Here is a 25,566-nt window from a genome sequence, read left to right as displayed (position 1 = left end):
CGACACCTCGCCACGCCTCGACCTTGGTCGACACTGACGAACCCGAGCGGGCGTGCGAGACTGTCGTGCCGGGCCCGGTCCCGGTGTTCTTCGTTCGGGAGTTTTCATGTCGTTGTCCAGCGGGCTGATCGCCGTCGTTGCCCTGGCCTATATGGCCATCATGTTCGCCATCGCCTTCTATGGCGACCGGCGCAGCACACCGCTGCCGCCGCGGGTGCGGGCCTGGGTCTACAGCCTCTCGCTGGCGGTGTATTGCACCAGCTGGACGTTCTTTGGCGCCGTGGGCCAGGCCGCCGAACAACTCTGGTCATTCCTGCCGATCTATCTCGGACCGATCCTGCTGCTAGTGCTGGCGCCATGGGTCCTGCAGAAAATGGTGTTGATCAGCAAGCAGGAGAACATCACCTCCATTGCCGACTTCATTGCCGCCCGCTACGGCAAATCCCAATCCCTGGCCATCGTGATCGCCCTGATCTGCCTGGTCGGCGTGCTGCCCTACATTGCCTTGCAGCTCAAGGGCATCGTGCTCGGCGTGAACCTGCTGATCGGCGCCGGCGCCGACGCCATGGGCACTCGCGCCCAGGACACCGCGCTGATCGTCTCGCTGATCCTGGCCCTGTTCACCATCGTCTTCGGCACCCGCAACCTGGACGCCACCGAGCACCACCGCGGCATGGTGCTGGCCATCGCCTTCGAATCCCTGGTCAAGCTGTTCGCTTTCCTAGCGGTCGGCGCTTTCGTGACATTCGGTCTCTATGACGGCTTCGATGACCTGTTCAACCAGGCGATGCTCGCGCCGCGACTGGAACAGTACTGGAAGGAAACCATCAACTGGCCTTCCATGGTGGTGCAGACCGGGGTGGCGATGATGGCGATCATCTGCCTGCCGCGACAGTTCCACGTCACCGTGGTGGAGAACATCGATCCCCAGGACCTGCGCCTGGCCAAATGGGTATTCCCCGCCTACCTGGCCCTGGCCGCGCTGTTCGTGGTGCCCATTGCCCTCGCCGGACAAATGATGCTGCCCAGCTCGGTGCTGCCCGACTCGTTCGTCATCAGCCTGCCACTGGCCCAGGCCCACCCGTCGCTGGCGGTCCTGGCGTTCATCGGGGGCGCCTCGGCGGCTACCGGCATGGTGATCGTGGCGAGTGTCGCGCTCTCTACCATGGTGTCCAACGACATGCTGTTGCCCTGGCTGCTGCGTCGCAACAACGCCGAGCGGCCGTTCGAAGTGTTCCGCCAGTGGATGCTCTCGGTTCGTCGGGTGAGTATCGTGGTGATCCTGCTGCTGGCCTACGTCAGCTACCGATTGCTGGGCTCGACGGCAAGCCTGGCCACCATCGGCCAGATCGCCTTCGCCGCCGTGACCCAGCTGGCTCCCGCCATGCTGGGCGCGCTGTACTGGAAACAGGCCAACCGCCGCGGCGTATTCGCCGGTCTCGCCGCCGGGATCTTCCTGTGGTTCTACACCCTGGTGCTGCCCATCACGGCCCACAGCCTGGGCTGGTCGCTGGACAGTTTCCCGGGGCTGGCCTGGCTGCATGGCAATCCCCTGGACCTGCCTATCACCCCGCTGACCCAGGGTGTCGTGCTGTCCCTGGCCGGTAACTTCAGCCTGTTTGCCTGGGTCTCCCTGCTGTCGCGCACCCGTGTCTCGGAACACTGGCAGGCCGGACGCTTCATCGGCCAGGAGATCAGCCCACGCCCCAATGCCCGTTCGATGCTGGCGGTGCATATCGAAGATCTGCTGCAACTGGCCGCCCGGTTCGTCGGCGAGGAACGGGCACGCCAGAGCTTCATCCGCTTCGCCTACCGTCAAGGCAAGGGATTCAACCCGAACCAGAATGCCGACAGCGAATGGATTGCCCACACCGAACGCCTGCTGGCCGGTGTGCTGGGGGCTTCTTCGACACGGGCGGTGGTCAAGGCGGCGATCGAAGGTCGCGAGATGCAACTGGAAGATGTCGTACGGATCGCTGACGAAGCCTCGGAAGTCTTGCAGTTCAACCGGGCCCTGCTGCAGGGGGCCATCGAGAACATCACCCAGGGCATCAGCGTGGTGGACCAGTCCCTCAGGCTGGTGGCCTGGAACCGTCGTTACCTGGAGCTGTTCAATTACCCGGACGGCCTGATCAGCGTTGGCCGGCCCATTGCCGACATCATCCGCTATAACGCCGAACGCGGCCTCTGCGGGCCGGGCGAGGCGGAGGTCCACGTTGCCCGGCGCCTGCACTGGATGCGCCAGGGACGCGCCCATACCTCCGAACGACTGTTTCCCAATGGCCGGGTGATCGAGCTGATCGGCAACCCGATGCCGGGTGGCGGTTTCGTCATGAGTTTTACCGACATTACCGCGTTCCGCGAAGCCGAACAGGCCTTGACCGAAGCCAACGAAGGACTGGAGCAACGGGTCGCTGAGCGCACCCGGGAATTGTCGCAGTTGAACCAGGCGCTGACCGAAGCCAAAAGTACCGCCGAGGCGGCCTATCAGTCCAAGACCCGTTTCCTGGCGGCGGTCAGCCATGACCTGATGCAGCCGCTCAATGCCGCCCGCCTGTTCTCCGCCGCCCTGTCCCACCAGCATGACAGCCTGCCGAGCGAGGCCCGGCAACTGGTGCAGCACCTGGACAGCTCGCTGCGCTCGGCCGAAGACCTCATCACCGACCTGCTGGACATCTCGCGCCTGGAAAACGGCAAGATCAACCCCGATCGCAAGCCCTTCGCCCTGGACGAGCTGTTCGATATCCTCGGCGCCGAATTCACCGCATTGGCCCAGGAACAAGGCTTGAAATTCCGGGTGCGCGGCTCGCGGCTGCGGGTCGACAGCGATATCAAGTTACTGCGGCGCATCCTGCAGAACTTTCTCACCAATGCCTTCCGCTATGCCAAGGGCCCGGTACTGCTGGGCGTACGCCGGCGCAACGGCGAGCTGTGCCTGGAGGTCTGGGATCGCGGGCCCGGCATCGCCGAAGACAAGCAACAGGTGATTTTCGAAGAGTTCAAACGGCTGGACAGCCATCAGACCCGGGCCGAAAAAGGCCTCGGCCTGGGCCTGGCGATTGCCGACGGGCTGTGCCGCGTGCTTGGCCATACCTTGCGCGTACGCTCCTGGCCTGGGCGTGGCAGTGTTTTCAGCGTCAGCGTACCGTTGGCCCGTACCCAGAACGCCGTGCCCAGTGCCGTCGTCGAACCCAACGGTGTCCTGCCAAGCGGTGCCCAGGTGCTGTGCGTGGATAACGAAGACAGCATCCTGATCGGCATGAACAGTCTGCTGACGCGCTGGGGCTGTCAGGTGCGGACAGCGCGCAACCGCGAGGAATGCGAGTCCTGGCTGGCCCAGGGTGGCCGCCCGCAACTGGCCCTGGTGGATTTCCACCTGGACGGTGGCGAGACCGGCACGGAACTGATGGCCTGGCTGCGTAAGCGTATGGGCGAACCCGTGCCGGGAGTGGTGATCAGCGCAGACGGTCGGCCCGAAACTGTCGCCCAAGTGCACGCCGCGGGCTTGGACTTCCTGGCCAAACCGGTGAAGCCGGCGGCGTTGCGAGCATTATTGAGCCGGCATTTGCCGTTGTAGGCGCAAGGGTTTTCCGGCCGGGCACCGAGCTGTGGGCGCGGGGATTCATCCCCGCTGGGTTGTGCCCCCTGCCCTGGGCACTGCGGCGCAGCAGACGAACCATGCAAGCCGGTTTACGACTGCTGCACAGCCGAACGGGAATAAATCCCCTCGCCACAGGTTTCGCACCAGACCCAAGGATTTCATCAATCCTGGATTTTTGCGGTTTCTTCCGGCAACTCAGGCACCCCATCCCCATCGCTCATCGCCCGCTCGAGCAGTTCAGTGGGCAGGCTCTTGCTGGCCCGGGCACCGAGCAGCTTCAGTTGCTCGCTGCGGCTGATGAGGTTGCCACGCCCTTGCGTCAGCTTGTTACGCGCCGCACCGTAAGCCTTGTCCAACTGCTGCAGACGGCTGCCGATTTCGTCCAGATCCTGGATGAACAAGACGAACTTGTCGTACAGCCATCCGGCCCGCTCGGCGATCTCACGGGCATTCTGGCTCTGGCGCTCCTGCTTCCACAGGCTGTCGATGACCCGCAACGTCGCCAACAACGTGGTAGGACTGACGATCACGATGTTGCGGTCGAAGGCTTCCTGGAACAGGTTAGGTTCGGCTTGCAAGGCTGCGGAAAACGCGGCTTCGATCGGCACGAACAGCAGGACGAAATCCAGGCTGTGCAGACCTTCCAGCCGCTTGTAATCCTTGCCGGCCAAGCCTTTGACGTGGGCTCGCAATGAAGCGACGTGTTGCTTGAGGGCATGCAGGCCAACGGCATCGTCCTCGGCGCCCACGTACTGCTGATAAGCCGTCAGGCTGACCTTGGAATCCACCACCACCTGCTTGTCGCCGGGCAGGTAAATCAACACATCGGGCTGGAATCGTTCGCCGTCCGGCCCCTTGAGACTGACCTGGGTCTGGTATTCGCGCCCCTTTTCCAGCCCCGCGTGTTCGAGCACCCGCTCCAGGATCAACTCGCCCCAATTGCCCTGGGTCTTCTGGCCCTTGAGTGCCCGGGTGAGGTTGGTGGCTTCGTCGCTCAGGCGCAGGTTCAGCTGTTGCAGGCGCTCCAGCTCCTTGCCCAGGGAAAAACGTTCCCGTGCCTCGGCCTGATAACTTTCCTCGACGCGTTTCTCGAAGGACTGGATGCGCTCTTTCAGCGGATCGAGCAATTGTCCCAGGCGCTGCTGGCTGGTTTCGGCGAAACGCTGCTCGCGTTCGTCGAAGATCTTTCCCGCCAGCTCGGCAAATTGCGCGCGCAGTTCGTCTCGCGAGCCTTGCAAGTCGTTCAGGCGTTGCTGGTGGCTTTCCTGCTGTTCGCGCAATTCGGCGTTCAGGGACGCGGCCTGGGCATCGAGCCGTCGCAGTTCCGCCTCCTTGCTGGCACGTTCCAGGTTCCAGGCGTGGGCGGCATCCCGGGCGTTGTCGCGCTCGATCTGCAACAACTCGACTTCACGGCAGGCAGCAGCGAGCTCGGCTTGCCTGGCGGCATTGGCTTGGCTCAGGTCGCTGATTTCGTCACGGCAGGCATCGAGCTGGGCGTTCAAGCCATCATGGGCCATATGGGCCATTGCCAGGCGCTCTTCGAGCAAGGCCAACTCCGACTGCGCGGCAGCGGCCTGGCGCTGCAGATGCCAGGCCAAAGCGAGCAGCGGCACTGCTGCGCCTGCCAGGCCAAACAACAGGCTGGTCAAATCCATAGCCATGACAAATCCTGCCGGTCGAATAAAGCCCGAAGGTTAACCAAGCCGCTGCAGGTTGCCCAGTCGCGTCTTCGATTTCACCTTTCTATTTCAGTCAGGGCCTTTTGTGCCCGCGAGTCCCCGGCCCGAGCGGCCTGGCGCAACAGGTCCTGGCCGATGCGCCGGTCCCTGGCGTTCCCGCATTCACGGCACATCAACTGACCCAGGCGACTTTGTGCGGCCACCACGCCGTCGCGAGCCGGCTGCTTGAGCAAACGGCCAGCCAGGCGCTTTACGCTGGGGCTTGCCGCGAGTCGGGGACTGTCGAGCAGCCACTCGGCAACTCGCATCGAAATACGCTTGGGAGAGGTAACACCAGAGGGTGTGGAGGTAACAACCGTTGATACTGAGCGAAACTTCATAAAGCACTGCGGGACAGATCGGAAGGCGCGCCACTCTACTCCTTTTTTCGTGCCGGTAAAGTCGAAAAAATCCGGCACGCCCGTCCTAGAGCAAGTGCTTGGGACAATCCACAGAAGCTGTGGATAACTCAGTGGACAACCCCCCTTGAATGGGTCGCAAGCCCTGTAGGACGGGGCCTGCGCTTAAACTGACGATTTTTTCACCAGTAAAAAAAAGCGATGTTTTTCATTGACTTAAATTTTGGATACAGGCACCCACCCGGGATTGTTTCGACATGACAGTTGAGTGACAGCCGTCGCCACAAGTGTGCACAAGTAACAACGAAACGGTTATATCCCTGCTTTTTTTTGGTGCGTTTGCACAACCGCCGCGGCCGGGTAGCCCCCGACATTCATCGCTAGGTCCGTTCGCCCGTGTCCCGGAGATCCGGGGCCTGTGACCCGGGACCGTTGCATTGGAGATTTTTTGATCAACGGCCTTTCCTTTGCCGGATCGATCCGTTACTATCCGCGCCGTTAGTACCAAGCTGAAAATCAATTCCGGGTCAAACTCTTCACGCTACGGTCAGCCATCCAGAAGGATAGCCCACCGGTGAAAGAGACCGGACCCCTCGATGGTTTCCAGGTAACACTCGCGACAACACAGCCTTTGGAAGAATACAAAGGCGTCGCCAAGTCCCTTACTCTGAACGAACCACCCTGCAAATTGATCAGGATCTTCACCCTGGGCCCAGAACCTCTGCCCTTGATGTGTCGCCTGCCCTCCTAAGTACCTACCTGCCGGCCCAAGCGCGCACTTATACAGCGCTCAAACTGGCTGCTTTGTTCCAGTCGGGTTCTTCGTTCGACCAATGGTGGTCGACGTTACTGGAACGTTTTAACGTTGCACGGTTCTTAACCGTGTCATTTGTAGGAACACCCATAACATGTCGACTCAAATCCAGACACAGGATGCCATCCGCACCCTCACCAACGCCTTTGCTCCAATGAACTGCCTGATCCTGGCCGCTCGCAAAGGCTGCTTCAGCTTCACGCTGGTCAACGAACACGGCATCGCCCGTCACAGCGAACGCCTGTATCCCGATCAGTACTCCAGCGCAGAACCGCTGCAGGCCGTGATCGAGCGTACCCGCCAGGCCCTGGTTGCCTGAACGCCAGCAAGCTGAAACCAAAGGCCCCGCCCTGAAAAAGCGGGGCTTTTTATTGCCTGGAAAAGCCCGTAGAAGCGCAACGGCTTAAGTACCAAGGGATATAACGGTTATAACCGTTCGCTGAAGATGTTTTAAAAACAGTCCTTTACAGCGCAAATATGACACTACACTTCAAGTCAAGCGGCATGATCCGCTTCCGGCGGAGCCTGGACCGATCCACCGCTGCCAAGCCCACATCTTCAGGCTTCGCCCTTTTCTACGCTTCGAGGGTCTTATGGGTATCGCTGCCAGCGAACTGTGTCGATATGTGATCCGCCCTACGCTCCTTTACCTGGGGAGCCACAGCACCACGGCGGAATGCCTGTTGCTGGGGATCGCCGCCAGCCAGTCGGCCCTGGGATCAGCCCTGCATGACCGCCGCGGACATGGCCTGTATCGCATTCCCGAGCCTCGTCATCGCGCGCTCTGGGACGACTATCTGGCCCGCGACCCTGAACGCGCCAGCCTGGTGCGCGGCCTCGCCAGCCAGCACGCCTTTCTCAGCGGCCCCCACCTGGAGCTGACCGTCAATCTTCGCTACGCCACCGCAATCGCATGGCTACTGGTGGAAGAACAGAACACACCGCTTCCCGAGGCCGACGATCTGCTGGGCATGGCCCGGATCTGGCGCCAGACCTTTCATCCCCAAGGGCGCTTGAGAGATTTCACCTGCGCCTGGCAACAATGTGTTTCACCCTTGAATCAGGTCGCCTGCTGAACGGGATTTTAAAAAGTTCAGGTATTGGTCGCGATTCTGGTCGGATTGTCCTACAAAACCGCTCTAAATCAAGCGAAACAGGCTATAGCGCTTGAACGAAAATATTGGTAGTTTTTGCGCCGGTGATCACCAGGAGTTCTAACAATGAAAAAAATGATGCTCAAAACCACCCTCGGCCTTGCCGTTACCTTGGCATCCAGCCAACTCTTCGCGAGTGGCTTTGCCTTGAACGAACAAAGCATCAGTGGCATGGGCACTGGTTTCGCTGGTCGTTCCTCTTCCGCAGACGACGCAAGCACCGTATTTGGTAACCCTGCCGGCATGTCGCGCCTCAAGCGCCAGCAAGTGACTGGCGGTTTTGCCGCCATCGACGCCTCCACCGATATCAACGATGCCAGTGGCTCCCAATCGGGCACCAACAAGGGCGACATGGTTCCGCTCACCGGCGTTCCGATGGGTTATTACGTCAAGCCTATCGATGACCAGTGGGCTTTCGGCCTGGGCGTGTACGCACCGTTCGGCCTGATCACTGACTATGAAAGCAGTTTCCAGGGCCGTAATTTCGGCAGCAAGAGCGAAGTGAAGGTCGTCACCTTCCAGCCGACTGTCAGCTATGCCTTCAATGACAAGGTGTCGATCGGTTTCGGTCCCACCATCAACCGCATTTCGGGCTCCCTGGAATCGGCACTGACCTTGCCAGCGCCTTTGCCGGGTACTGATGGCAACGTCAAGATCAAGGGCGACGACATTGGCTACGGCTACAATATCGGCCTGCTGGTCCAGGCGACCGACACCACGCGCGTTGGCCTGACCTACCACTCCAAGGTCAAGTACAAACTCGACGGCCATACCGAAGTGAGCCCGGGCGCTGGCGTCCCCGCCGGCTTCCTCAGCGGCGCACGCTACGATGCTTCGCTGGACATTACCACGCCAGAGTCGGTGGACTTTTCGGTTACCCAGGAAATCAACGATGCCTGGACCGTCTATGCGGGCAGCACCTGGACTCGCTGGAGCCGCCTGAAAGATATCACTGTGGAAAACAAAGGGACCGAGACGGGCGGCGGCCTGCTGAACCCGGTTCTCGGCACCATCACCGAAGAGCAGAACTGGCATGACACCTGGGCCTATGCCATCGGTACGTCCTATCGGTTGAACAAGCAGTGGGTGCTGCGTACCGGTTTGACGTTCGACCAGTCGCCGGCCAACAACACGGACCGTTCGCCTCGTATTCCAACCGGCGATCGGACCATCTTCAGCCTGGGTGCCGGCTGGAGCCCAACCGAAGACCTGACCATCGACGTGGCCTATTCCTACCTGAAGGAAGAGAAAGTCAACGTCAATCAAACCAACGCACTGGGCCAGTCCTATAACGCTGAATACGAAAACAGCGCAAACGGCTTCGGCGTTGGCGCAACCTACCGCTTCTGACAACTCACGGCGAGGCTGTACGCTCGCCGCTTTGCTTCAACCTGACGCCCGGTGCCCAGCATCGGGCGTTTTGTATCCAACGCTCTATCCGCCAGGCGGTCAGCTTACAGCGAATGTTCGTAGTGATGTTCGACCTGACCAATAGCCTCCACCAACTTACCGGCTCCTGCCCATTCGCCAACACCACGACGCAAATCGAGACCTGCCCCTAGGGCAACCTCACCTCTCGATGGCCTCGGCAGCCCGCCGGACAGCGCCAGGCTGCGAAAGCCCTTGAGGTTCTTGATCGTGACTTCAGCCGCCTGGATAACAAAGGCATCCCTGGAACTATTCTTCATTTCTTGCGCAATGGCAGTCGCGACATCAAGTAAGCGCACAAACTCTTCCACAGCCGCATCAACAGTGATCATTCGTGTGAACTCCGAACTTCTTGAATCATCGATACAACGACGATCACGATAACTTTGGGCCAAGACCAGGACCGTTTTCCTGAGTCCGATAGCGACCAATAGGACGCGCTACAAGCCAAATGATAGCTATATGAAATCATTCGATGCAACCGAATGTTGCCAAGCAGAAGGACCGAGAAGTTCTGATGCCTCTAGAGCGGGACTTCTGAGGCACTTCTCAGGACTGCGCGCTACTTCACTAGATGGCCGCACAGCCAGCCGACGCTGGTGTCCCCGATCAATACCCGAGCGATCGAGTGGGATAAAAATGTATCTTTCCAGTCCGGGCAGCTCCCTCTTTCCAGAACTAGCTACAGACTCTTCCTGCCATGGATCACAATAAAGCTTTCAACTTTATTTGCCTTATCCAACTTCCTCACTAACTATTGAACCCACCACACACAACCAGACAATTATTTGCAAACTGGATAACTCAACATTCACGACATTCCAAGCAATAAAACGTATTGGATATGACTGAGACTCGAGTGGATCACGGCAAATTTCAAAGCCAAAAAAAACCCGACCTCTGCAAAGAGACGGGGCTTTTCCATGAGAGCGATCAGGGTCGGGATGCGATGGCCGCCTCCACTGCCTTGATGAATTCGGGATCATCGGGCTTGATACGACTGGAGAAACTACCCACCACCTTGCCCTGGCGGTCCACGACGTATTTGTAGAAATTCCATTTCGGTGCGCTGGATTGCTCGGCCAGATGCTTGAACAATGGGATGGCGTCAGCGCCGCGTACCGGTTGAGGCTCGGTCATGGTGAAGGTCACGCCGTAATTGACGTAGCAAACCTTGGCCGTTTCGGCGCCGTCCTTGGACTCCTGCTTGAAATCATTGGATGGCACGCCCAACACTTGCAGCCCTTCGCCCTTGTAACGCTGGTTGAGAGCCTCAAGGCCTTTGAACTGCGGGGCGAACCCACAGAAACTGGCGGTATTGACCACCACCAACGGCTTACCGGCGAAGTGCTGGCAAAGATCGATGGTTTCCTTGGCCCGCAGCTTGGGCAACGAACCCTCCAGCAACGGCGGGCAGCCAGCGGCCTGGGTTTGTCCGGCCACGGCCAGCAGTAGAGCGGAAACAGCAAGCCAGCGCATCAGCATGTCGAATGTCCTTGAAAGCCGATCAGACCACGACGTTACTCCGCACGCACGGTGCCGTCCATTGTTCAGCAGTTGCCCATGCCCAGTTGCATCAATGCCAGCCCGCCCTGATGCCAGCCCCACCAGGCCAACGCCAGCAGCACGCCAGCGCCCAGGACAAGCAACCACGGACCGACGCGGCTCATGCGGCACCCGCCTGCACCTGCAGGCGCGCTACCGGACGCTCACGCACCGGCCAGTTCAGCGCAGCCGCCAGCAGGCTGAGCAGGACCGCCACTTGCCAGATCAGGTCGTAGCTGCCGGTGCGGTCGTACACCACCCCACCCAACCAGCCACCGAGGAATGACCCCAACTGGTGGAACAGGAACACGATCCCTCCCAGCATCGAAAGATTGCGTACCCCGAAGAGAGTCGCCACCGTGCCATTGGTCAACGGCACCGTAGACAGCCACAAGAAGCCCATCGCCATGCCAAACAGGTAGGCAGTGGTGGTAGTCACCGGTAACCACAGGAACAGGCCGATCACCACCGCGCGCAGCAGGTACAAGCCCGTCAGCAGGCGCGGCTTGGACATCCGGCCACCGAGCCAGCCCGCCGTGTAAGTGCCAAAGATATTGAACAACCCCACCAGCGCCAGCACGGTCGTTCCCACGCTGGCGGGCAGGTGCTGGTCCACCAGATAGGCGGGCAGGTGCACGCCGATGAACACGACCTGGAAACCACAGACAAAAAAACCGAATGCCAGCAGCCAGAACCCGGAATGACTGCACGCCTCGCGCAAGGCTTCAGACAGGGTTTGTTCATGACTGGACAGCGGCGCCGGCACGTCCTTGAGCATGCTGACCAACGGCACGATCAACGCCACCAGCAGGCCCAGCGCCAACAGCGCGGCGGACCATCCCAGCCAGCCGATCAACCCCAGCGTGCCCGGCAGCATGGCGAACTGGCCAAACGAGCCGGCAGCACTGGCGATGCCCATGCCCATGCTGCGTTTGTCCGCCGGCACCGCGCGACCGACCACCCCCAGGATCACCGAGAACGACGTACCGGACAGGCCGATCCCGATCAGCAGTCCCGCACTCAACGACAGCGACCAGGCAGAATCCGAGAGCCCCATGAACAACAGGCCGAGGGCATAAAGCACGCCACCGATCAGCACGACCCTGGCCGCACCGAAGCGATCGGCCAAGGCTCCGGTGAAGGGTTGTGCCAGGCCCCAGATCAGGTTCTGCAAGGCAATGGCGAAGGCAAACACTTCGCGGCCCCAGCCGAATTCGGCACTCATGGGCGCCAGGAACAGCCCGAAGCCATGCCTCACCCCCAGGGACAACGCCAGGATCAGCGCGCTGCCCACCAGGACCCAACCACAGGTACGCCACATCGATGTCATTTTATTCTCCGGTTGTGGGTATATACCCACTTATCGTCGAACGAACCGGCTTCACGCCAGTTCATCCAGCAAGGCCAGCAAGGTGGCGCGTTTCTCGGCACCCAGCTTATCGATCAGTTTCTGTTGCGCCGCTTCCCAGGCCGGCAACGCGGCCTCGAGCCGGGCATGCCCGGCCTCCGTCAACATCACGATGCGGTTGCGCAGGTCTTCACCCTCTGCGAGCCGGACCAGCCCCTCGCCCTCCAGTACTCGCAGGTTTCGCCCAAGGGTACTGCGATCCAGGCCCATGGCCTCGGCCAGGGAGGAAATGCTCGGCTGATCCAGGCGCGCCAGGTTGTTCAACAGCGAATACTGGGCAACGTTGATGCCGAAACCGTCGAGGGCTCCGTCGTAGTACCTGCTGACGCCCCGGGCGGCACGACGCAGGTTGATGCATAGACATTGGGAGGGAAGCATGATGCGTGTATATACCCGCGACTAAGTGAATGCAAATTTTAATTTGGCGAGGATGCCTGCGCAGCGAAGCGAAATGAATCCCTTGTCAATCAAGACCAAGTACGGATCAGGCCAATGCCAAGCCCACCAGCACGGCCATTTCCAGCAGCTCCAGCAACGCCCCGGCCGTGTCTCCAGTGCAACCCCCGAGCCTGCGCAGCATCATGTGCCGCAGGCCGATAAACACAGCAGTCGCGATGATCGATGCCAGGATCCCCGTCCACCCCGTCAGCAGAACACAGCCCAGCACACTGATCGACAGCACTTTGCAGCCCGCGTCTCGTGGCAAGTGATCGGCGAGTGCCTGGCCCAATCCGCCAGCTCGCACGTAAGGCGTACTCAGGAACAGGCCCAGCAGCGCACAACGTCCCAGAACCGGCGCGATGATCAGGGCAACGGCCTGGCCTTGCTCGATCAGCGCCAGCAGCGCAGTGAACTTGAGCAGCAACACCAGTGCCAGCGTGATCACGGCAATGGGGCCGCTGCGAGGGTCCTTCATGATCGACAGCGTACGCTCCCGGTCGCCAAAACCACCGAGCCACGCATCGGCGCTGTCGGCCAGACCATCCAGGTGAAGGCCGCCACTGAGCAGCACCCACGCCGTCAGCAGCAGGGCTCCGTGAAGCAGTGGCGGCGCTCCGGACAGCGCAGCGCTGAGGATCCACAGCAATGCGCCGAACAACGCCCCCACCAACGGATAGAACAACAGCGACCGACCGAGCTGCGTCGGCTCGGGCATGCCGGGCAGACGAACCGGCAGGCTGCTGAGGAACTGCAAGGCGATCCAGAACGACAACATCGTCAGGTCATCTCCGCCAGAACCGAACCGGAGGACACGCGCAGTGAAAACAGCGCGCCATGGGCCACTTCGACGTTGAGCAACTGCTCCCGTGGCAGCCCCCGGGCACGAGCCAGCAGCAATCGCATCACACCGCCATGACTGACCAGCAGGACGCGCTGCCCCGCATAGGCCGCATGCAGACGGTCCACCGCCGCCAGGACCCGTGTCGAGAACGCCAGTACCGGCTCGCCGTCGGGCGGGGTGAACCGGTAGGGATCGGCCCAGAACTGGCCCAGTGCCTCGGCATCAGTGTCCATCAACGCCGCTGCGCTGCGACCTTCCCAGGCGCCAAAATGCAGCTCTTGCAGGTCTTTTTCCAAGTGCACCGGCACGTTGAGCCGGGCGCCGAGTTGTTCGGCGAAACGGGCACAGCGCTGCAAGGGTGAACTCACCAGCCGATCCCAGGGCCCGCCTTGAGCGACGGCCGTGTGCATCTGCTCCCACCCCTTGGCCGTCAGGGCATCGTCGAGACTGCCTCGCAGCCCGCCTCCCAGCTCGGTTTCGCCGTGACGCAACAGGTCCAGGCGCAAGGTCATGCCGGGCGATCCGCCACGGCGGCCTCGGCAAACGTCGCCATCTGCCCGTGCAGGCCACAAGCCAGGCGCAACAGCGGCACCGCCAGCGCCGCGCCGCTGCCCTCGCCCAGGCGCAGGCCCAGATCGAGCAGCGGTTCGGCTCCGAGGGTTTCCAGCACATGGAGATGCCCTGGCTCGGCACCGCGATGGGCGAACAGAAGCCATGGCCGGCAGCCCGGATTGAGCCGCACCGCCACCAATGCCGCGACACTGCAGATGAAACCGTCCACCAGCACCGCGACACCTTGTTGGGCACAGGCCAGGTAGGCACCGACCAGCGCTGCGATTTCAAAACCGCCCAGGTTGAACAGCGTCTGCAGCGGGTCGTTGCCCTGGGCACCATGCAACGCCAGGGCGCGTTCGATGACCAGCGCCTTGCGGCTGATACCCGCCGCGTCCAGTCCCGTACCCGGCCCCACCAGGTGAGCCACCGGGCAATCCAGCAAGGCGCAAGCCAGGGCGCTGGCCGCGGTGGTGTTGCCGATGCCCATTTCGCCACCGATGAACAACTGCGTGCCGACCTCGACCGCGCGCGCCACGCTGTCGTGCCCCGCTTGCAAAGCCTGCACGCCCTGCTTCGGGGTCATCGCCGCGCCATGGAGAAAATTCGCGGTGCCAGGCCCGACCCGCAGATGCCTGACACCCGCCAATTCGAGCGACGGCGTCACCGTGCCCAGGTCCACCACTTCCAGCCGGGCCTCCAGTTGCCGCGCCAGGACACTGATGGCCGCGCCGCCGCTGACGAAGTTGAGCAGCATCTGCCCGGTCACTTCTTGGGGGAAGGCTGATACGCCCTCGGCCACGACTCCATGATCGCCGGCAAAAATCGCGATCCAGATTTGATCCAGACTCGGCTTGAGCTGCCCTTGCAACCCCGCCAGTTGCACCGCCACCGACTCCAGCCGGCCGAGTGAGCCGGCCGGTTTGGTCAGCTGTTGCTGACGAGCCGCGGCCTGTTCCAGGACCTGGGTATCGAGGGGCTTGCAGGGGTCCAGCCACCAGCGGTGAGTCATGACGCAGTACCTTTGAGAGTCAGGGGCAGGCCGGCGACGGTCAGCACGACACGCTGACACCGTTCGGCCAAGGCTTGATGCAGCCAACCGGCTTCATCGACATAACGGCGAGTCAACTCACCCAGCGGCACGACACCCATGCCGGTCTCGTTGCTGACAAAAATGATGTCGCCGGGCAGCGCAGCAAGGCAGTCCAGCAGCGCATCGCGTTCTGCGTTCAACCGCTCGGCGTCGTCGAGCATCAGCAGGTTGGTCAACCACAGGGTCAAGCAATCCACCAGCAGGCATTGCCCGGGTGCGGCGTTTTCCTGTAGCACCCGGGCCAGGGCCAAGGGTTCTTCCACCAGCGCCCATTCGGCCGGGCGACGGGCGCGGTGCTGGGCGACCCGTGCGTTCATCTCGCCGTCCAGGGGTTGGCTGGTGGCGATGTAGGTCACGGGTAATTGAGTGTCCGTGGCGAGTTTTTCCGCCAGGCGACTCTTGCCGGAGCGGGCGCCGCCGAGGATCAGTTGGAGCATGAGTCATTACCTTTATTTGGCGGTGTGGCGACTGGCGCCATCGCGAGCAAGCGCGCTCCCACAGTTGATCCTGTGGGTTCATGAATTCTGTGGTCATCAGAAATCCAATGTGGACGCGAGCTTGCCCGCGATGAGGCCGGCACAGCCACCCTAGATCCCGCAGAGTTCACGCAACAACCCAGTGTCCAGATGCCGCTCCACCAGATCCGCCAACCGCTCGATGTCCCGCTCGCGCAAGCCGTGGTAATCCACTGCCTGCACATCCTGTAGCCCAGCCCAGCGCAACAACGCACTGCTGGCCTGGGGAGATTCGAACAGTCCATGCAGGTAGGTGCCGACAATCTGCCCATCGAGACTTTTCGCGCCGTCGCAACGGCCGTCTTCCAAGTACACCGCTGCGTTTTCCAGGGCCGGTCCAGTGGTCACCCCCGCGTGAATCTCATAGCCGCTGACCTCAGCCTCTTCCAAGGCCAATCGCCCGCGGACATTACGCAGTTGTTTTTCGTGCTCCAGCGTCGTTTCAAAGGCCAGCAAACCCAGCCCCGCACTGGAGCCCGCCGCGCCCTCCAGCCCCAGCGGGTCGTGGACCTGCTGGCCGAGCATCTGCAAACCACCGCAGACCCCCAGCAGTTTGCCGCCATAGCGCAAGTGGCGTTGGATAGCCGCCTCCCAGCCGTTGGCACGCAAATAGGCCAGGTCGCTGCGCACGCTTTTCGAACCGGGCAGGATGATCAGGTCGGCCGGCGCAATGGCCTGGCCAGGGCCGATGAATTGCAGGTCCACCTGCGGGTGCAGGCGCAACGGATCGAAATCGGTATGGTTGCTGATGCGCGGCAACACCGGCACCACCACCTTGAGCACCTGCCCGACCTTGTCGGCCTGGCGCTGGTCGAGGCCATCCTCGGCCTCCAGGTGCAGATCCGTCACGTAGGGCAACACGCCAATAACCGGTTTGCCGGTACGCGCCTCAAGCCAATCCAGGCCCGGCTGCAGCAAGGCGATGTCGCCGCGAAATCGGTTGATGACGAAGCCTTTCACCCGCGCCTGCTCGCTGGGCGACAGCAATTCCAGGGTGCCCACCAGATGGGCGAAGACCCCGCCGCGATTGATATCGGCGATCAGCAGGACCGGGCAGTCCACCGCTTCGGCAAAGCCCATGTTGGCGATGTCGCCGGCCCGCAGATTGATTTCCGCCGGCGATCCCGCACCTTCCACCATCACCACCGGATAGGCCTCGCTCAACCGCCGGTGAGAGGCCAATACCGCTTGCATCGCGATGGCTTTGTAATCGTGATAGGCAACGGCGTTCATGGTGGTCACGGCACGCCCATGGATGATGACCTGGGCCCCGGTGTCGCTGTTGGGCTTGAGCAGCACCGGGTTCATGTCGGTATGGGACTCAAGGCCTGCGGCCTGGGCCTGTACTGCCTGGGCGCGCCCGATTTCGCCGCCATCGGCGGTCACCGCGCTGTTGAGCGCCATGTTCTGCGGCTTGAACGGCACCACGCTGACGCCCTGGCGGCGGACCCAGCGGCACAGCGCCGTCACCAGGGTACTTTTGCCGGCATCGGATGTGGTGCCCTGCACCATCAAAGTGGTCATGGAAGATCCTTGGTGTAGGCCTCTAACGCCTGTTCGAGGCGCAGGAATTCTGCATCGTCGGCTGCAAGCCCGAACCGCAGGCTGCTGTTGTGGGAAAACAAGCGCAGGAGAATGCCGCGGCGGGCCATGAAATCGTGAAGCACCTGGGCATGCTCGGTCACCAGCCACTGGAACAGCCCGCAGCCGCCCTGGGGCTTGAAGCCATGACGCTCCAGGGTCAGCGCCAGGCGCTGGCTGGTGACTTCACAGCGCTGTCGCTGGCGGACCTGAGCGGCATGGTCCAGCAAACAGGCCTGCCCCAGCACCCGCGTCGGCCCGCTGACGGCCCATGGCCCGACCTGTTCGGCCAACAACCTGAGCAAGTGCCGCTCGGCCAATACAAAGCCCAGGCGAACTCCGGCCAGCCCAAAGAACTTGCCGAACGAACGCAGCACGATCAGACCAACCTGATGGGCATGGGCCGCCAGGCTCAGTTGCGGCGTGACATCCATGAACGCTTCATCGACCACCAGCCAGCCACCGCGCTGGGCCAGCCGGGCATGCCAGTCGAGCAGACGCTCCGGGCTCAGGCTCAGGCCCGTGGGGTTGTTCGGGTTGACCACCACCAGCACATCGAGGCTGTCGAGGAAGAAATCCACTTCCGCTTCCAGCACTTCCCGCACGATGTAGCCACTTCGGCGCCAGGCCTCGGCGTGCTCGGCGTAACAGGGCGACAGCACGCCGACCTTGCCGGTGCGACGCAGGCGGGGCAACAACTGGATGGCCATCTGGGAACCTGCCACCGGCAGCACATGCTCAGCGCCGTAATAATCGCGGGCCGCCTGTTCCAGCCCATCATCCGTCTCAGGCAGCCGGGCCCAGGCGCGCAGTGGAATCGCCGGAACCTCGAACGGCCAGGGCGCCAGGCCGCTGGACAGATCGAGCCATTGCGCCTCGGCAATACCGTATTGCCGGGCCGCGTTGCGCAGGCGCCCACCGTGCTCAAGCATAAAACTCGGCTCCCAGGCAGAGGATCAGCAACCACAACCATACGCCGCGCTGGACCAGTTGCCAGCCGCGATCGATGGAATCGGCGCTCGCCGGAACGCCCTCGCCCAAAGGCGGACGCTGGTGCAGCTCGCCGTGGTAAACCGCCGCGCCTCCCAGCTCGACCCCAAGCGCCCCGGCACCGGCCGCCATGACGGGCCCGGCGTTGGGGCTGTCCCAGGTCGGCCCCTGGCGACGCCAGCACCGCAGCGCCACTCGGGTTTTCCCCAGCAACGCGTAGGTCAACGCCACCAGCCGCGCCGGAATGTAATTGAGGCCATCATCGATTCTGGCCGCAGCCCAACCGAACCGCTCGAAGCGTTCGTTGCGGTAGCCCCACATCGCATCGAGGGTATTGCTCAAGCGGTACAACACCACGCCGGGCGCGCCGGCCACGGCGAACCAGAACAAGGCGGCGAATACCGCGTCGCTGCCATTCTCCAGCACCGATTCGGTGGCAGCGCGCGCGACAGCGGTTTCGTCCAGCTCACGGGTCTCACGGCTGACCAGATAGCCCACCCGCTGACGCGCTTCGTCCAGGTCCCCACTGCGCAACGCCCGGGCTACCGGCTCGACATGTTCCCCCAGGCTGCGCAGTCCGAGGGCGCAGTACAAGGCCAGGATGTCCACCAGCCAACCCACCAGGGGGGCCCAGGACAAGGCCGTGGCCAGCAAGGTCAACGGCACCACGGCGATGAACCACGCCGTGACACCGTGGCTGCGCCAGCCGCGCCCGCCCGCGTTGAAACGTTGTTCGATGCGATCGGCAAATCCGCCGAACGCCACCAACGGATGCCAGCGTCGAGGTTCGCCCAGCAACGCATCCAACGCCACCGCAGCAGCGCTGAGCAGTGCCACGCTCATGAGCTCACGCCCCAACGGTTTTCATAAAGCAGTTCATTCAGCGGCCTCGATTGCGCCCAGCCCTCCAGGGTGAGCATCGGAGCCGGGTAAAAGCTCTGCACCGGCCCCAGGCACAGAATCGCCAGGGGCTTGGCGCCGACGGGCAACCCCAGCAGGTCGGCCAGGGCCTGGGGCTCGAACAACGACACCCAGCCCATCCCCAACCCTTCGGCACGGGCGGCCAGCCACAGGTTCTGGATGGCGCAGGACAGCGAGGCCAGATCCATTTCCGGCAAGGTCCGACGCCCGAAGATATGCCGCTCGCGATCATCCATCAACGCGGCCACCAACACTTCGGCGCAGTCGTCGATGCCTTCGACCTTGAGCTTCATGAACTCATCGCTACGCTCGCCCAGGGCCTCGGCGGTGCGAACACGTTCCTCTTCCACCAACTGCCGGATATTGCCGCGCAGGGCGCGGTCACTGATGCGAATGAATCGCCACGGCTGCATCAGGCCCACGCTGGGAGCCTGATGCGCCGCTTCCAGCAGGCGCCGCAGCAAGGCCGGCTCAATCGAGCCACCTGCGAAGTGGCGCATGTCGCGGCGCTCGGCGATGGCGCGGTAGATGGCGTCGCGTTCGGCCTGGGAGAAAGCGTTGTCGGTCATGGCCTTTTCGCGAGCAAGCCCGCTTCCACTGGAGTCAGGTGATCGAACGTGTTCGCGAAGGCGGCCTCGGGGACCGGCGCGAACAGCGCGGCGATCGCCCTCGGGTTCGATGGAAAATAGAAGTGAACATAGGAAGCCGTCATCCGCCCCTGCCGGAAAACCGCCTCGGCTCCACGCCCGCCATTGGGACTCTGGCCACGAGCGATCGGCGCAACATCGGTGCTGGTCAGCGAATGATGGTAGGTATGGCCCCGCAAGGTGCCTTCCGGCAGCTCCACCGCTTGCAGGGCCAGGGCCGCCAGGCGTTTCTGCATCTGCGCCTCGCCGGCCAGCAGGCCCAGCAGCTCGGCGCGAGTACCTTCGACATCGGTCAGCGAATCCAGCAGGTACAACATGCCGCCGCATTCGGCCAGCAAGGGCTTGCCGGCCTCATGGTGAGCCCGGATCGCCGCCAGCATCGACGCGTTCCGGGCCAGGGCGACATGGTGCAGCTCCGGGTAACCGCCAGGCAGGTAGAGGCTGTCCGCTTCGGGCAGCGTCGTGTCATGGATCGGAGAGAAAAAGCTCAACTGCGCGCCCATGGCCCGCAGCAGGTCGAGGCTTGCGCCGTAGGTGAACGCAAACGCTTCGTCCCGCGCCACGGCGATACGGACGCCGTCGAGCCAGGGTTGCACGGCCACCACCTCGGGTGCGGCAAACGTCACGGCCGGCGGCAGCGTCACTTCGCAACTGCTCGCCAGGGCCTCGGCGGCAGCATCGAGGCGCAGATCCAGATCATTCAGCTCACTGGCCTGGACCAGGCCGAGGTGACGGCTGGGCAATTCGATACCGGTCTCCCGGGACAACGCGCCGTACCAGCGCAGCCCTTCGGTCAGGCTGCCTTCGAGCAGTTGCGCATGCCGCAAGGTGCCGACCCGGTTGGCCAGCACCCCGGCAAACGGCAGGTCCGCTTGATAACGCGCCAGGCCCAGGGCCAGGGCGCCGAACGTCTGGGCCATGGCCGTTCCGTCGATCACCGCCAGCACCGGTACACCGAAATGCCGCGCCAGGTCGGCACTGGACGGGGTGCCGTCGAACAGCCCCATCACGCCTTCGATCAGGATCAGGTCCGCCTCCCCGGCGGCTTCCCACAACAGCCGTCGACTTTCCTGCTCGCCGACCATCCACATGTCCAGCTGATAGACCGGCGCACCGCTGGCGCGCTCCAGGATCATCGGATCGAGAAAATCCGGACCGCACTTGAATACCCGCACCCTGCGCCCCTGGGTGCGATGCAACCGGGCCAGCGCGGCGGTGACGGTGGTCTTGCCCTGCCCCGAGGCAGGGGCTGCGATCAGGACGGCCGGGCACTGGCGGCTGTGCATGCGGGCATCGCTCACAGCTCGACGCCCTTCTGCGCCTTGATGCCGGCCTGGAAGGCGTGCTTGATCATGCCCATCTCGGTGACGGTATCCGCCAACTCGATCATTTCCGGCTTGGCGCCACGCCCGGTCACCACCACATGCTGCATGGGCGGGCGGGCCTGCAGGTCGCTCAGCACCTGGTCCAGGTCCAGGTATCCATGCTTGAGGGCGATATTGAGTTCATCGAGCACGACCAGGCCGATGGACGGATCGCCCAGCAACTGGCGCGACACCGCCCAGGCGGCTTCGGCAGCAGCGATATCGCGCTGGCGGTCCTGGGTTTCCCAGGTAAATCCTTCCCCCATCACATGAAAACGCACCTGCTCCGGGAAGCGACGGAAAAACAGTTCTTCCCCGGTGCTGTTGCGCCCCTTGATGAACTGCACCACGCCGCATTGCATGCCATGCCCCATGGCCCGCGCGAGCATGCCGAACGCAGAGCTGCTCTTGCCCTTGCCGTTGCCGCTCAGCACCAGCAGCAGGCCGCACTCGTTCGGCGCGTTGGCAATACGCTCGTCGATCACGGCTTTCTTGCGCAGCATGCGCGCCAGGTGACGTTCGTCGCGATCGGACGCATCGGAAATGGGGGAACCGGTCATGGGGAGGCCTCCGTTGGGACTGGATAACGGCGGGCGGGCACAAAAAGAGACGGCAACAAGCCTGGCATCGCCCACCGTGACGCCGTTGAATGGATCAGGCCGGTCTCCGGGCTCATGAGCGGCGTGATGCCGGGCTACCCGCCTTCCCACGTCCTTGGACGCAGTGGCTCATGGGCAGCCTTGACTCATTTACCGTTGCGGGGGCAGCGCCGGGCTCGCATGGGCTCACCGGCTTCCCTGTTTCACTTTGTCGGCCTGCGGCCACAAAGCACCTGAAACAAGCCGCGAAGGTTAGAGGGTTGGGGCAGGAGCGTCAATTAAAGCCACCGCGGGCCGGGCGTCGCTTATTGGCCAGGATCAATAAAATGACGTCAATGTTGTGCCATGCTGCGGCAAATGATATCAAATGGACATTACCACCCGATATCACAAGAACAACAGGGGGCAACGCATGCAAGGCATGATCATCAGCAATCCAAAACTGGAGTTCCTGCGCCCGATGCTCGAACGCTGGTTCGACTGCATCGATCGCTACAACACCGTGCGCGGGGATAACGACACGCCGTACTGGTTCGACGAAAAAGCCAACCTGGGATTGCTCTCGGCAGCGGCCTGGATGGCCGAGATGGTCACGCTGCAGGACGCCCCGACCCGCAAGCAGAATGAAGAAGGCGAACGCAACGCCAGGGCCCACCTGTTCATTGCCGGTACGGATGAGCGCGCCTTCATCCAGGCCACCCAGCGCTGGCCAAAGGTCAAGAACCTCAACCTGACCCAGCCCTTGCTCGAAGCCACCAGCGACGCCAAGCGCATCAGCTACGCCAGCGACCTGAAGCTGGGCTGCCTGTTCGTCGCGCCGCAAAAAGCCCAGCAAAGCACCACGCCCGAAGAGCTGCAGGACATGGTCGATGAACTGCAGAAGGAAAACACCTGCGCCGTGGCCTGGTATTTCCCTTACGCCTATCGCAAGTTGCGCAACGAGGCCGGTCATTATCATCCGGGGATCGCCGTGCTGTTCAAGCAGGCCCACGGCTGACGGGTGGAACCATCGCGCGTCTACGCTTCTCTATGAATAACCACATGCATTCATAGGGAAGCCAGCATGCTCAAGCCGCCTCATCTCCTGACCATTGTCCTTGCCGCAGGGCTTGTCGCTTGCGGCGAATCGTCCACGCTGCAAGTGTCCGATGGCACCGGCCCATCGCCGAAGCTGCCGGAACCGAACAAGACCCTGATCCCCACCGTGAACATCGCCGAAGCTGTCGGCTGGCCGGACGGCGCCAAGCCGACGCCGGCCCAGGGCCTGCAAGTGAAGGCTTTCGCCGAAGGCCTGGATCATCCACGCTGGCTCTATGTGCTGCCCAACGGCGATGTGCTGGTAGCCGAAACCAATGCCCCGCCCAAGCCAGACGATTCCAAGGGCGTGCGCGGCTGGGTGATGAAAAAGGTCATGGGTCGCGCCGGCGCCGGAGTGCCAAGCCCCAATCGCATCACACTGCTGCGTGACGCCAATCACGACGGCATCGCCGAAACCCGCACGGTTTTCCTGGAGAACCTCAACTCGCCGTTCGGCATGACCCTGGTGGGCAATGACCTGTACGTGGCCGACACTGACCGGTTGATTCGTTTTCCCTACAAGGACGGCGACACGCAAATCAAGGCGCAGCCCACCAAGGTCGTCGACTTGCCGGGCGGCACGCTCAACCACCACTGGACCAAAAACGTCATCGCCAGCCGCGACGGCAGCAAGCTGTACGTCACCACCGGCTCGAACAGTAACGTCGCGGAGAACGGCATGGAGGCTGAAGAAGGTCGTGCGGCCATCTGGGAAGTGGACCGCGCCAGCGGCAACCACCGCATCTTTGCCTCGGGCCTGCGCAACCCCAACGGCCTGGCCTGGGAGCCGCGCAGCGGAGCGCTGTGGACAGCGGTGAACGAACGGGACGAGATCGGCAGCGACCTGGTGCCGGACTACATCACCTCGGTCAAGGATGGCGGCTTCTATGGCTGGCCCTACAGCTATTACGGGCAGCATGTCGATACTCGGGTCGAGCCCCAGAAACCGGACCTGGTGGCCAAAGCCATAGCCCCGGACTATGCCGTCGGGCCTCACACCGCGTCGCTGGGCCTGACCTTCGCCGAGGGCAGCAACCTCCCCGCGCCATTTACCGAGGGAGCGTTCATCGGGCAGCATGGCTCATGGAATCGCAAGCCCCACAGTGGCTACAAAGTGATTTTCGTCCCCTTCAGTGCTGGCAAGCCGGTCGGGCAACCTGTCGATGTGCTGAGCGGCTTCCTGAACGCCGACGAAAAAGCCCAGGGCCGCCCGGTAGGTGTCGTGATCGACAAACAGGGTGGATTGCTGGTAGCCGATGATGTGGGGAACAAGATCTGGCGGGTGTCTGCCCAATAGCGCTGATCGCACTCTTCTGTGGCGAGGGGATTTATCCCCGCGGGGCTGCGCAGCAGCCCTAGAGCTTGAAATGCGGAGTTTTCAGGCCGATCGCATCCAAGCCGCTGTCTTTGGGGCTGCTTTGCAGCCCAGCGGGGGTAAATCCCCTCGCCACAGGTCTTCGCTGACCTGAAAATCCACGTCAGGGATTGCGTGCCAGATGCTCCGGCTGCAATACACGCTTGGCGCCCAGGTAAGCCTTCTGCCAATAGGCCTTGGACAGGCTATCGAGCTTGACCGTCCCACCGGTGGCCGGCGCATGCACGAAACGGCCCTCTCCGACGTAGATTCCGGCGTGGCTGACCTGGGAACCGCCATTGGTGGCGAAGAAAACCAGATCCCCGCTCTGCAACGCATCCTTACCGACTTCCGGGGCTCGCATGCCGATCATTTCGCGGGTCGAACGTGGCAGGGAAATACCGGCCGCGTCGCGATAGACATAACCGATCAGGCCGCTGCAATCGAAACCCGAATCCGGTGTGTTGCCACCCCAGCGATAAGGCGTGCCCACCAGGCCAAGCGCCCGGAAGAGTACGTCTTCGGCGGCCGGGGACACGGGTTGCGAGGGAGCGAATACCACCGGAGCACGCACAGGCGCAGGGGGCGGGGTTCGACTGGCGCATGCGCTGAGCAGCGCGGCCAGGAGAAGGGGAGCGAGGCGGGCCGACGTCGACATATGCAGAACGATCCTGATCTGGATGCGGCTTTTTCCTGCCGGGGCATGAAAACAAATCCGCCTGCTGGGACGCAGGCGGATTGCCATCAATCAATGATCAAGGATTCTAGCGGCTATGAGGCAAACTTCAAGTAAGACTTTAAGTTTGCCTTACAAACTGTGCGCTTACTTGCGAGCGGTGACCACAGTCGGCGCCATGGCCAGGGCGCGCTTGGCTTCGATGAAGGTCTTGCTCCAGTAGCTGTCACCGAGGCTATCGATGCGTACGCCACCGCTGCGACGGCTGCTGGAGTGGATGAACTGGTTGTCACCCAGGTAGATACCGGCGTGGCTGACACGTCCACGGCGCCCATTGGTGCTGAAAAACAGCAAGTCACCCGGCTCCAGTTGATTGCGAGCCACCAGCGGGGCATTCACGTTGATCATTTCGCGGGTGGAGCGCGGCAGGTTCATGCCGGCCTCTTCGCGAAACAGATAACCGATGAAACCGCTGCAATCGAAGCCCGCCTCGGAGGTGCCGCCAAAACGGTAGCGGGTCCCGATCAGGGACATGCCACGCTCCAGGATGCTGTCGGCCAGCACGGGAAGCTGATAGGGCTTGTTGCTGGCGAAGGCCGCCAGCTCTTTGTCGGAGGCCACTTCTTCCTGGAACGCAACGGAGGAAGACTGGGCGGTAACGGAATTCTTGACCTGTGGTTGCTGCTCTTGCTGGGTCACTGGGGAGTGGGCAGCGCAACCGAACAACAGGGTAACGAGTGCGAGAGGCACGAGGGGTGCGAAGCGATTTAGCATGGGCACGACCGTGGCTGTAGTTGTAAAGATGGCGAGACTATGCCTTCTATCGACTTCATTTGCAAATTCAATCGATAAAAATGTGACTTCCCGGTTTTGCCATCACATCTAAGC

General features: G+C 62.4%; 24 protein-coding genes and 1 riboswitch. Of the genes, 6 read left to right on the top strand and 18 right to left on the bottom strand.

Annotation, left to right across the window (positions count from 1 at the left end):
- Nucleotides 1–106 precede the first annotated feature (106 nt).
- Nucleotides 107–3,577, top strand: coding sequence for a hybrid sensor histidine kinase/response regulator (locus BLP99_RS10060; RefSeq protein ID WP_092180254.1), 3,471 nt, complete (start codon nucleotides 107–109; stop codon nucleotides 3,575–3,577).
- A 185-nt stretch (nucleotides 3,578–3,762) separates the two neighbouring features.
- Here BLP99_RS10060 and rmuC read toward each other — a convergent pair whose 3' ends face one another.
- Together rmuC and BLP99_RS10050 are read right to left on the bottom strand one after the other, a co-directional pair.
- Entirely contained in the window at nucleotides 3,763–5,148 is a 1,386-nt protein-coding gene (gene rmuC / locus BLP99_RS10055) for a DNA recombination protein RmuC (RefSeq protein ID WP_168199072.1), read from the bottom strand.
- Nucleotides 5,149–5,336: 188 nt separating this feature from the next.
- A complete protein-coding gene (locus tag BLP99_RS10050; RefSeq protein WP_092180347.1) occupies nucleotides 5,337–5,660 on the bottom strand; it encodes an SEL1-like repeat protein in 324 nt (107 codons plus the stop codon).
- 926 nt (nucleotides 5,661–6,586) lie between these two features.
- On the opposite strand from BLP99_RS10050, the gene BLP99_RS10040 reads away from it, so the two are divergent.
- The 3 genes from BLP99_RS10040 to BLP99_RS10030 all read left to right on the top strand — a co-directional run bounded on the left by BLP99_RS10040 (nucleotide 6,587) and on the right by BLP99_RS10030 (nucleotide 8,996).
- Nucleotides 6,587–6,811 (top strand): hypothetical protein, encoded by a 225-nt coding sequence (locus BLP99_RS10040; RefSeq protein ID WP_053147385.1) that lies wholly within the window; start codon nucleotides 6,587–6,589, stop codon nucleotides 6,809–6,811.
- A 274-nt stretch (nucleotides 6,812–7,085) separates the two neighbouring features.
- Entirely contained in the window at nucleotides 7,086–7,568 is a 483-nt protein-coding gene (locus BLP99_RS10035) for a hypothetical protein (protein WP_072393977.1), read from the top strand.
- A 144-nt stretch (nucleotides 7,569–7,712) separates the two neighbouring features.
- Nucleotides 7,713–8,996 (top strand): OmpP1/FadL family transporter, encoded by a 1,284-nt coding sequence (locus BLP99_RS10030; RefSeq protein WP_072393980.1) that lies wholly within the window; start codon nucleotides 7,713–7,715, stop codon nucleotides 8,994–8,996.
- Between the two features lie 104 nt (nucleotides 8,997–9,100).
- On the opposite strand, the gene BLP99_RS10025 is transcribed toward BLP99_RS10030, so the two are convergent.
- The 14 genes from BLP99_RS10025 to cobO all read right to left on the bottom strand — a co-directional run bounded on the left by BLP99_RS10025 (nucleotide 9,101) and on the right by cobO (nucleotide 21,532).
- Nucleotides 9,101–9,406: a hypothetical protein gene (locus tag BLP99_RS10025; RefSeq protein ID WP_072393983.1), complete on the bottom strand. Its 306-nt coding sequence runs from the start codon at nucleotides 9,404–9,406 to the stop codon at nucleotides 9,101–9,103.
- Nucleotides 9,407–10,007: 601 nt separating this feature from the next.
- A complete protein-coding gene (locus BLP99_RS10020) occupies nucleotides 10,008–10,559 on the bottom strand; it encodes a glutathione peroxidase (RefSeq protein ID WP_072393986.1) in 552 nt (183 codons plus the stop codon).
- 181 nt (nucleotides 10,560–10,740) lie between these two features.
- Entirely contained in the window at nucleotides 10,741–11,949 is a 1,209-nt protein-coding gene (locus tag BLP99_RS10015) for an MFS transporter (RefSeq protein WP_072393989.1), read from the bottom strand.
- Between the two features lie 51 nt (nucleotides 11,950–12,000).
- Nucleotides 12,001–12,405: a MarR family winged helix-turn-helix transcriptional regulator gene (locus tag BLP99_RS10010; RefSeq protein WP_072393992.1), complete on the bottom strand. Its 405-nt coding sequence runs from the start codon at nucleotides 12,403–12,405 to the stop codon at nucleotides 12,001–12,003.
- Between the two features lie 106 nt (nucleotides 12,406–12,511).
- Nucleotides 12,512–13,243: an adenosylcobinamide-GDP ribazoletransferase gene (locus BLP99_RS10005; protein WP_072393996.1), complete on the bottom strand. Its 732-nt coding sequence runs from the start codon at nucleotides 13,241–13,243 to the stop codon at nucleotides 12,512–12,514.
- Between the two features lie 2 nt (nucleotides 13,244–13,245).
- The gene (cobC, locus tag BLP99_RS10000) at nucleotides 13,246–13,821 is read right to left on the bottom strand and encodes an alpha-ribazole phosphatase family protein (RefSeq protein WP_072431634.1); all 576 of its coding nucleotides are present in this window, start codon (nucleotides 13,819–13,821) and stop codon (nucleotides 13,246–13,248) included.
- A complete protein-coding gene (cobT, locus tag BLP99_RS09995; protein WP_092180252.1) occupies nucleotides 13,818–14,873 on the bottom strand; it encodes a nicotinate-nucleotide--dimethylbenzimidazole phosphoribosyltransferase in 1,056 nt (351 codons plus the stop codon). Before cobT ends, cobC begins: the two co-directional genes overlap by 4 nt.
- The gene (gene cobU, locus BLP99_RS09990) at nucleotides 14,870–15,391 is read right to left on the bottom strand and encodes a bifunctional adenosylcobinamide kinase/adenosylcobinamide-phosphate guanylyltransferase (RefSeq protein WP_072394005.1); all 522 of its coding nucleotides are present in this window, start codon (nucleotides 15,389–15,391) and stop codon (nucleotides 14,870–14,872) included. The genes cobT and cobU overlap by 4 nt, the downstream gene beginning before the upstream one ends.
- 150 nt (nucleotides 15,392–15,541) lie before the next feature.
- Nucleotides 15,542–16,993, bottom strand: coding sequence for a cobyric acid synthase (locus BLP99_RS09985; RefSeq protein ID WP_092180250.1), 1,452 nt, complete (start codon nucleotides 16,991–16,993; stop codon nucleotides 15,542–15,544).
- Nucleotides 16,990–17,982 carry a threonine-phosphate decarboxylase CobD gene (gene cobD / locus BLP99_RS09980; RefSeq protein ID WP_072394011.1) on the bottom strand — a complete coding sequence of 331 codons (993 nt, stop codon included), beginning with the start codon at nucleotides 17,980–17,982 and terminating at the stop codon, nucleotides 16,990–16,992. The genes BLP99_RS09985 and cobD overlap by 4 nt, the downstream gene beginning before the upstream one ends.
- Nucleotides 17,975–18,883, bottom strand: coding sequence for an adenosylcobinamide-phosphate synthase CbiB (cbiB, locus tag BLP99_RS09975; protein WP_072394014.1), 909 nt, complete (start codon nucleotides 18,881–18,883; stop codon nucleotides 17,975–17,977). The genes cobD and cbiB overlap by 8 nt, the downstream gene beginning before the upstream one ends.
- Nucleotides 18,880–19,530, bottom strand: coding sequence for a 5,6-dimethylbenzimidazole synthase (bluB, locus tag BLP99_RS09970; RefSeq protein WP_072394017.1), 651 nt, complete (start codon nucleotides 19,528–19,530; stop codon nucleotides 18,880–18,882). Before bluB ends, cbiB begins: the two co-directional genes overlap by 4 nt.
- Complete coding sequence (locus BLP99_RS09965) at nucleotides 19,527–20,894, bottom strand: cobyrinic acid a,c-diamide synthase CobB (RefSeq protein ID WP_072394146.1); 1,368 nt, start codon at nucleotides 20,892–20,894, stop codon at nucleotides 19,527–19,529. The genes bluB and BLP99_RS09965 overlap by 4 nt, the downstream gene beginning before the upstream one ends.
- Before the next feature lie 11 nt (nucleotides 20,895–20,905).
- The gene (cobO, locus tag BLP99_RS09960) at nucleotides 20,906–21,532 is read right to left on the bottom strand and encodes a cob(I)yrinic acid a,c-diamide adenosyltransferase (RefSeq protein WP_207956415.1); all 627 of its coding nucleotides are present in this window, start codon (nucleotides 21,530–21,532) and stop codon (nucleotides 20,906–20,908) included.
- An 80-nt stretch (nucleotides 21,533–21,612) separates the two neighbouring features.
- Nucleotides 21,613–21,823, bottom strand: a riboswitch (cobalamin riboswitch).
- Nucleotides 21,824–21,983: 160 nt separating this feature from the next.
- Here cobO and BLP99_RS09955 point away from each other — a divergent pair.
- Together BLP99_RS09955 and BLP99_RS09950 are read left to right on the top strand one after the other, a co-directional pair.
- Nucleotides 21,984–22,568 carry a hypothetical protein gene (locus BLP99_RS09955; protein WP_072394149.1) on the top strand — a complete coding sequence of 195 codons (585 nt, stop codon included), beginning with the start codon at nucleotides 21,984–21,986 and terminating at the stop codon, nucleotides 22,566–22,568.
- A 66-nt stretch (nucleotides 22,569–22,634) separates the two neighbouring features.
- Nucleotides 22,635–23,945 (top strand): PQQ-dependent sugar dehydrogenase, encoded by a 1,311-nt coding sequence (locus BLP99_RS09950; protein ID WP_072394020.1) that lies wholly within the window; start codon nucleotides 22,635–22,637, stop codon nucleotides 23,943–23,945.
- 181 nt (nucleotides 23,946–24,126) lie between these two features.
- Here the strand turns inward: BLP99_RS09950 and BLP99_RS09945 are convergent, their stop codons facing one another.
- Complete coding sequence (locus tag BLP99_RS09945) at nucleotides 24,127–24,660, bottom strand: C40 family peptidase (RefSeq protein WP_072394023.1); 534 nt, start codon at nucleotides 24,658–24,660, stop codon at nucleotides 24,127–24,129.
- A gap of 165 nt (nucleotides 24,661–24,825) precedes the next feature.
- A complete protein-coding gene (locus BLP99_RS09940; protein ID WP_072394026.1) occupies nucleotides 24,826–25,452 on the bottom strand; it encodes a C40 family peptidase in 627 nt (208 codons plus the stop codon).
- Nucleotides 25,453–25,566: the final 114 nt, after the last annotated feature.

This window comes from Pseudomonas sp. NFACC32-1, from assembly GCF_900101215.1.
Classification (GTDB): Bacteria; Pseudomonadota; Gammaproteobacteria; order Pseudomonadales; family Pseudomonadaceae; genus Aquipseudomonas.
This window is presented reverse-complemented; position numbering and strand designations above follow the sequence as displayed.